Raw genomic sequence first — 6,567 nt, 5'->3', positions numbered from 1 at the left:
TAATGAAAAAAAATGCCCAGTCCGTGGAAGCCTGGCTGGAGGCGATGATCGCCGTGGCGCGTTATTACCGCCTCGATTTTTCTCAGGAGAACGTGCGCGCGACCGTCAACTGGGAGCGCGACAGTAAGCGGGAAGAGTTACTTACCGATATGGCGCGGCAACTGGGGATGGGGCTGCGGCTGGTGGAGTTTTCCGCCGATTCGCTTAACCCCTGGCGGCTGCCGCTGATCGCGGTATTTGATAATCAGCAGATTGGCGTAATCACCCGCCGCGATAATCACGACAATATCAGCGTTCAGTTCAGCGGTGACGAAGGGCTGGAAACTACGCTTAACGTCGCGGATATTGAAGATAAAATCGTCGAACTGGCGCTGCTGCGCCCGCTCAGTGCCATCCCCGATGCGCGCGTAGATGACTACATTCGCCCGTATCAGGCGAACTGGTTCTGGAGTCTGTCGCTGAAAGACTGGCGGCGCTATGGCGACATTATGCTGGCGTCACTGGTGGCGAACGTGCTGGCGCTGGCGGCGATGATTTTTTCGATGCAGGTTTACGACCGGGTGGTTCCGGCGCAGTCCTACCCGACGCTATGGGTGCTGTTCGCCGGGGTGATGATGGCGATCCTGTTTGAGTTCTGTATGCGCATGGTGCGCACGCATCTTTCTGATGTGATCGGCAAGCGGGCGGATCTGCGCATTTCGGATCGTGTTTTTGGTCACGCATTACGGCTGAAAAATAACGTGCGATCGAAATCCACCGGATCGTTTATCTCGCAGATCCGCGAACTGGAATCGGTGCGGGAGCTGATCACTTCCACCACCATTGGCGCGGTGGCGGACCTGCCATTCTTCCTGCTGTTTGTCTTTATTTTGTGGATGATTGGCGGCTGGCTGGTGCTGGTGGTTTTGCTGGCGCTGCCTTTATTAGTGATCCCCGGCCTGCTGGTGCAACGCCCGTTGGCGCGGCTGGCGAACGAAGGGATGCGCGAGTCGGCGGTACGCAACGCGACGCTTGTGGAAGCCGTGCAGTCGATTGAAGACATTAAACTGTTGCGCGCCGAGCAGCGTTTTCAGAATCAGTGGAATCACACCAACGACGTGGCCTCGTCCATCAGCATGAAGCAACGTTTTCTCACCGGGCTGCTGCTCACCTGGACCCAGGAAGTGCAATCCATCGTCTACGTGGTGGTGCTGTTGGTGGGCTGCTTTATGGTGATGAACGGCGACATGACTACCGGCGCGCTGGTCGGGACGACGATCCTGGCTTCGCGCACCATTGCGCCGCTGTCGCAGATATCCGGCGTGCTCTCGCGCTGGCAGCAGGCGAAAGTGGCGCGTAACGGCCTCGATGAACTGATGAAGCGCCCGGTGGATCAACCGGAACACGGCAAACTGGTGCATAAAGCGGTGCTGCACGGTAATTATCAGTTCAGCAACGCGGTGTTTTATTACGACGAAGAAGAGAAGATTGCCGATGTGGCGATTGGCAAACTTAACATTCAGGCGGGTGAGAAAATCGCCATTCTTGGGCGCAACGGCGCGGGTAAATCGACACTACTGCAAATGCTCGCCGGAATGCGTATCGCCCAGCAGGGGCAGGTGCTGCTGGATAACATCAGTATCGGGCAGCTTGATCCGGCGGATCTGCGCCGCGACATGGGGCTGCTCAGCCAGACCGGACGACTGTTCTTCGGCTCGCTGCGGGAAAACCTGACGATGGGGATGCCGGAAGCCAGCGATGAAGATATCGAACGCGCGTTAACCCTCAGCGGGGCGCTGCCGTTTGTGCAGAAGCAGAAAAACGGCCTCAACTACATGATTCAGGAAGGGGGATTTGGCCTCTCTGGCGGTCAGCGGCAAACGCTGCTGCTGGCGCGGCTCCTCATCTCTCAACCCAATATCGTCCTGCTCGACGAACCCAGCGCCTCGCTGGATGAAATGGCGGAAGCGTATTTAATCGAACAACTGAAACAGTGGATTGGACATCGCACGCTGGTCATCGCCACTCACCGCACGGCGATGCTGCAACTGGTCGACAGAATCATCGTGATGGATCAGGGGCGGATTGTGATGGATGGCGCGAAAGAGGCCATTTTGCGTGAACAGGGCGAACCCACGGCGCGACGGGTGGTGTTGCAGGAGAAGAATAAGGGGTCTGCCGCATGAACGGACAACTGCAATATAACCGTGGCCTGACTGAACCCCGCCTGCCGCGCTCGGCGCTGGCGGTACGTGTGACCGCTGTGATGCTGCTCTGTTTTCTCGGCTGGGCGTGGTATTTCCAGCTTGATGAAGTGACCACCGGCAGCGGTACGGTAGAACCTTCCGGACGCGAACAGGTGGTGCAGTCGCTGGAAGGCGGAATTCTGTATCATCTCGACGTGAAGGTGGGCGATATTGTCGAACAGGGCCAGCCGCTGGCGCAGCTTAACCGCACTAAAACGGAATCCGACGTCCAGGAAGCGATGTCGCGGCTGTACGCTGCGCTGGCAACCTCGGCGCGGCTGCGGGCGGAAGTGAGCAATAAACCGCTGGTGTTCCCTGACGAACTGAATAAATTCCCCGAACTTATCGAGTCGGAAACGGCGTTGTACAACACTCGCCGCGACGGGTTGAACAAAGCCACCACCGGGCTGACGCAGGGGATTAGCCTGGTCAACCGTGAACTGGCGATGACCCAGCCGCTGGTGAAACAAGGGGCTGCGAGCAGCGTCGAAGTGCTGCGCCTGCAACGCCAGGCCAATGAACTGGAAAACAAACTTAGCGACGTGCGCACGCAATATTACGTTCAGGCGCGGGAAGAGTTAGCGAAAGCCAATGCGGAAGTGGAAACCCAGCGTTCGGTGATCCGTGGACGGGAAGACTCCCTCACCAGGCTCAACTTTACTGCGCCGGTACGTGGCATTGTTCAGGACATTGACGTCACCACGGTTGGCGGCGTCATTGCCCCCGGTGGTAAACTAATGACCATCGTGCCGCTGGATGAGCAACTGCTGATTGAGGCAAAAATCTCCCCGCGCGATGTGGCGTTTATCCATCCGGGGCAAAAATCGCTGGTGAAAATAACCGCTTACGATTACTCCATCTATGGCGGCCTGCCGGGGGAAGTGGCAGTGATATCACCAGACACCGTGCAGGATGAAGTGCGGCGCGATGTTTATTACTATCGGGTGTACATTCGCACTTTCAGCAACCATCTGGAAAATAAACATAAACAGCAGTTTCCGATATTCCCCGGTATGGTGGCGACGGTCGATATCCGCACCGGCAAAAAAAGCGTGCTGGATTATCTGTTGAAACCCTTTAACAAAGCACAGGAGGCGTTGCGCGAACGATGAACATTAGCGATGTGGCAAAAATTACCGGCCTGACCAGCAAAGCCATTCGCTTCTATGAAGAGAAGGGACTGGTGACACCGCCGATGCGCAGCGAAAACGGTTATCGTACCTACACGCAGCAGCATCTCAACGAACTGACCTTACTGCGGCAGGCACGCCAGGTGGGTTTTAACCTGGAAGAAAGCGGCGAACTGGTGAATCTGTTTAACGACCCGCAGCGTCATAGCGCCGATGTAAAACGTCGTACGCTGGAGAAGGTGGCGGAGATCGAGCGCCACATTGAAGAACTGCAATCCATGCGCAACCAGCTACTGGCGCTGGCGAATGCCTGCCCTGGCGATGACAGCGCCGACTGCCCGATTATCGAAAATCTCTCCGGCTGCTGCCATCATCGGGCGGGGTGAAAATCAGTTAATCCCCGTTTGCACCGAAAGAATATGTTGCAAACTTTCTACCATAATGCGCCCCGACTGAAATAAGCCTTCCTGGATTTCGTTGTTAACATTCACAGCGTGCACCAGGGAGGCTAATAATGCTACTTGCAAGAAGGCAAAAATAAACGCACCGATAATCATAATATGCGTCAGGGCCATTTTCTTTTGCTCCTTCATTTTAAATAGCCCACAAACTGGCCTTCTTTCATTAAGGCGACTTTTCCTGTGTGATGATAAACAATGACGTTATACAGACCCGACTGATAAACCGTAGCATCGGTATTATCTTCATCTATGGCACATAGTGAATCATTGAGATAAGCAAAGTTTTTACTGCTCATTCTGAAAGTGACGCCAAATCCTTTATAAATGGATTTTTTAGCGGCCTGGGCATGTTGTGCGGCTTCTGCATTTTTAAATGCCTGTGCCTCGGATGCACTTAAAATAGCCGCCTGACGCTGTTGTTCTGCGAGATAACAGGTGTCATGACTGACGCCCTGCGCCTGGCAATCTGCGATGCGGGAAGTGGGTGAACTACAGCCAGCCAGTAATATAACCGCCAGCAGGGAAAACGATTTAATGGTGCTATTCATCATTGTTAACCTTAAATAATGTGCGGAAAATTGCGAATAAGAAATTGCTATTAAAATTAGAACGAATATCCCACGCCGACACCTGCGCCGAAATCAGATTGTGTATCCGCTGAGACTCCCGCTTTAATTACCGTATGAATTCCAGCATTAAAAGATGTTCCGACAGACACCGCAGATTCACCGTTGAACGTTCCTGCTCCCGCTGACACCATCATTAAATCACCGGTTTTCACCTGCGGCTGTGAGGCAATGGCAATGGCTGACGCGATCCCCGCATTAGCATCTTTACGGTTATCTTCAACTTCGTTTTTCAGCGAACTGAAATTGTTATTGAGCGTGTTAATTTGCTGGCTGTTATCCGCTACTCGTTTTTGCGTGTTGCTTAACTGCTGATGCGTTTGGGTTGCGTCTTGTGTCAGGCTGTCAATTTGTTCATGCGTTTGCGTTGAGTCTTGCGCCAGACGCTGAATTTGCTCCCCGTACTGCACGCTATCGATATGTTGTTGAGTTGCCTGGTTGGTCGCCAGAGTATCAATTTTCTGTTTTTGTTCTGCTGCAGTACGCGCATTCGCATCGTTTTGTGCGGTCAGTCTGGCGTTAACCATCTGCTGATAATGTGCGCTGGTCTGGGCGTCGCCAAGTGCAGAAACCGTTTTTTGCGTCGCGTCGATTTGCTTCTGCTGATCGGTAATTTGTTGCTGCTGGGTGTCTGCTTGTTCCTGCTGCGCGTTGGTAGCGGCTGTCTGCCTGGCGTCAATCATGCCCTGATATCGGGCAGCAGTCTGTACATCACCGGTGGCGGCAACGGTTTTCTGAGTTTCATCGAGCTGTTGCTGCTGGCCAGCAATATCGCTGCGGTTCTGTTCGATATTATTTTTATTTTCCGTCACGGCAGCGGAGAGTTTGACGCCGTTCAGCAGTGCGGTGTTGGCGTTAGCGTTGGCATGGTCAGCCGTTGACTGGGCATGTGCGACATCGCCTTTTATGGTGCTGACGTCTGACTGTACGGCGGAGACATCATTGCGAGTGTTGGTGATGGCGGCTTTATTGGCATCAATATCCGTCTGCGCCACCATAATGGCATGATGCGCATCATCGGCTTTCAGCGATGCCCAGTTGGCAGTGTGCTGCGCGTTCTGAATGGCGGTATCCTGCCCGTTGTCGCGGTCGATCTGCGCTTGATTGGTTATCGGGTTCAGCGTACTGGTAGGCTGTACGGGAGAAGCAGTTGTATCTTCCTGAGGCGTTGTAGTTTTGTAATCATGCGCAATCAGGTAATTTTGTGCGGCTGCACTATTTCCTGTCCTTTCTAAAAATCGACCAATTTTCTGATCAATTTCCATTTGCGACATTCCTGGCTGGATTGCCGCTAATTCTGTCGCTGCTGCCTCAACAGTATCACCCGCAAACGCAGATGGACTTACCGCGGTAGCAACAACGACAGCCAGTAAAGACAGCTTTACAGTTTTCATGCATTTTTTCTCGTTCAAAGTAAGTCACATATTTGTTTCTATAAGCAACGTATAACGTTGTTATAAGAATTAATTTGCGTTGCAATTTAATCGAAATCTACGCTGCCATTTGTGTGATGTAAAGCGCGTTTTTGTCTTGTGTAAGCGTAAACATCACCTATAAGAAACAAAAAATGTTTCTTATATAAATAAAATTGAAAATCATTTTGTGCTCTTTCAATGTAAAAAAGAGTAAAGACTTGTTTTGATAAGCGAAATAAATGTTGTTTCTGGGCTAAACGTGAAGCGGTTCCTGATGTGTGCTAGAATGCGTTTCTTTGATAAATCTCAATTTTTAAGAGGTTTACGCCAGGCAGGAAAATTAAATGAATGAATTTGAGAAGATTTTTAATGAAATGAATCTGGACAGGGCGCTGCTCCCCATCCTTTTTCGTTCGAATCGCTCTACGGTGTGGAAGTATTTAAGCGGCGATAGTACGGCTCCTGCCTCTGCCATGTCGCTGATCATGCTGTTGCAGTTGATCCAGAAGAGAAACCCCGATCTGTTAGCCGAATGGTTAACGCTTTCTGATTTCACCATTCCGCCAGAAGTTTACCTGGACCAGCCTGATTACTGGAAAGGGTGGGTGTATACCCAACACAAGGTCAATAAAAACGTCCTGGAATATCTAAAAAAACACTATCCGGATGAAGACCAAAAAAACATGAATAAAGGTAGTGACGAGTAATTT

7 protein-coding genes are annotated in these 6,567 nt (G+C 52.0%); 4 read left to right on the top strand and 3 right to left on the bottom strand.

Features of this window, described 5'->3' with window-relative positions; all coding sequences use genetic code 11:
- The first annotated feature begins 2 nt into the window (after positions 1-2).
- The 3 genes from D9597_RS15000 to cueR are packed head-to-tail and all read left to right on the top strand — an operon-like array spanning position 3 to position 3,741.
- The gene (locus D9597_RS15000; RefSeq protein WP_130223174.1) at positions 3-2,165 is read left to right on the top strand and encodes a type I secretion system permease/ATPase; all 2,163 of its coding nucleotides are present in this window, start codon (positions 3-5) and stop codon (positions 2,163-2,165) included.
- On the top strand, positions 2,162-3,337 hold the full coding sequence (locus tag D9597_RS14995; protein WP_001014326.1) for an HlyD family type I secretion periplasmic adaptor subunit: 1,176 nt from the start codon (positions 2,162-2,164) through the stop codon (positions 3,335-3,337). Before D9597_RS15000 ends, D9597_RS14995 begins: the two co-directional genes overlap by 4 nt.
- The gene (cueR, locus tag D9597_RS14990; RefSeq protein WP_001026752.1) at positions 3,334-3,741 is read left to right on the top strand and encodes a Cu(I)-responsive transcriptional regulator; all 408 of its coding nucleotides are present in this window, start codon (positions 3,334-3,336) and stop codon (positions 3,739-3,741) included. Before D9597_RS14995 ends, cueR begins: the two co-directional genes overlap by 4 nt.
- A gap of 3 nt (positions 3,742-3,744) precedes the next feature.
- Here the strand turns inward: cueR and D9597_RS14985 are convergent, their stop codons facing one another.
- The 3 genes from D9597_RS14985 to D9597_RS14975 are packed head-to-tail and all read right to left on the bottom strand — an operon-like array spanning position 3,745 to position 5,836.
- Positions 3,745-3,948 carry a hypothetical protein gene (locus D9597_RS14985; RefSeq protein ID WP_130215523.1) on the bottom strand — a complete coding sequence of 68 codons (204 nt, stop codon included), beginning with the start codon at positions 3,946-3,948 and terminating at the stop codon, positions 3,745-3,747.
- Positions 3,945-4,367, bottom strand: coding sequence for a hypothetical protein (locus D9597_RS14980; RefSeq protein ID WP_130215525.1), 423 nt, complete (start codon positions 4,365-4,367; stop codon positions 3,945-3,947). The genes D9597_RS14985 and D9597_RS14980 overlap by 4 nt, the downstream gene beginning before the upstream one ends.
- 53 nt (positions 4,368-4,420) lie before the next feature.
- Entirely contained in the window at positions 4,421-5,836 is a 1,416-nt protein-coding gene (locus D9597_RS14975; RefSeq protein ID WP_130223172.1) for a YadA-like family protein, read from the bottom strand.
- A gap of 365 nt (positions 5,837-6,201) precedes the next feature.
- Between D9597_RS14975 and D9597_RS14970 the strand changes: the two genes are divergently transcribed.
- On the top strand, positions 6,202-6,564 hold the full coding sequence (locus D9597_RS14970) for a hypothetical protein (protein ID WP_001001643.1): 363 nt from the start codon (positions 6,202-6,204) through the stop codon (positions 6,562-6,564).
- Positions 6,565-6,567 lie beyond the last annotated feature (3 nt).

Source organism: Escherichia sp. E13S3 (assembly GCF_004212325.1).
In the GTDB taxonomy this organism is placed as follows: domain Bacteria; phylum Pseudomonadota; class Gammaproteobacteria; order Enterobacterales; family Enterobacteriaceae; genus Escherichia.
The sequence above is the reverse complement of the archived record's forward strand: the minus strand, read 5'-3'. Positions and strand labels throughout refer to the sequence as shown.

Bases quoted from the DNA above. Each gene is read 5' to 3' on its own strand.
- D9597_RS15000 (WP_130223174.1), top strand. From the start codon at position 3: ATGAAAAAAAATGCCCAGTCCGTGGAAGCCTGGCTGGAGGCGATGATC.
- D9597_RS14995 (WP_001014326.1), top strand. From the start codon at position 2,162: ATGAACGGACAACTGCAATATAACCGTGGCCTGACTGAACCCCGCCTG.
- cueR (WP_001026752.1), top strand. From the start codon at position 3,334: ATGAACATTAGCGATGTGGCAAAAATTACCGGCCTGACCAGCAAAGCC.
- D9597_RS14985 (WP_130215523.1), bottom strand. From the start codon at position 3,948: ATGAAGGAGCAAAAGAAAATGGCCCTGACGCATATTATGATTATCGGT.
- D9597_RS14980 (WP_130215525.1), bottom strand. From the start codon at position 4,367: ATGATGAATAGCACCATTAAATCGTTTTCCCTGCTGGCGGTTATATTA.
- D9597_RS14975 (WP_130223172.1), bottom strand. From the start codon at position 5,836: ATGAAAACTGTAAAGCTGTCTTTACTGGCTGTCGTTGTTGCTACCGCG.
- D9597_RS14970 (WP_001001643.1), top strand. From the start codon at position 6,202: ATGAATGAATTTGAGAAGATTTTTAATGAAATGAATCTGGACAGGGCG.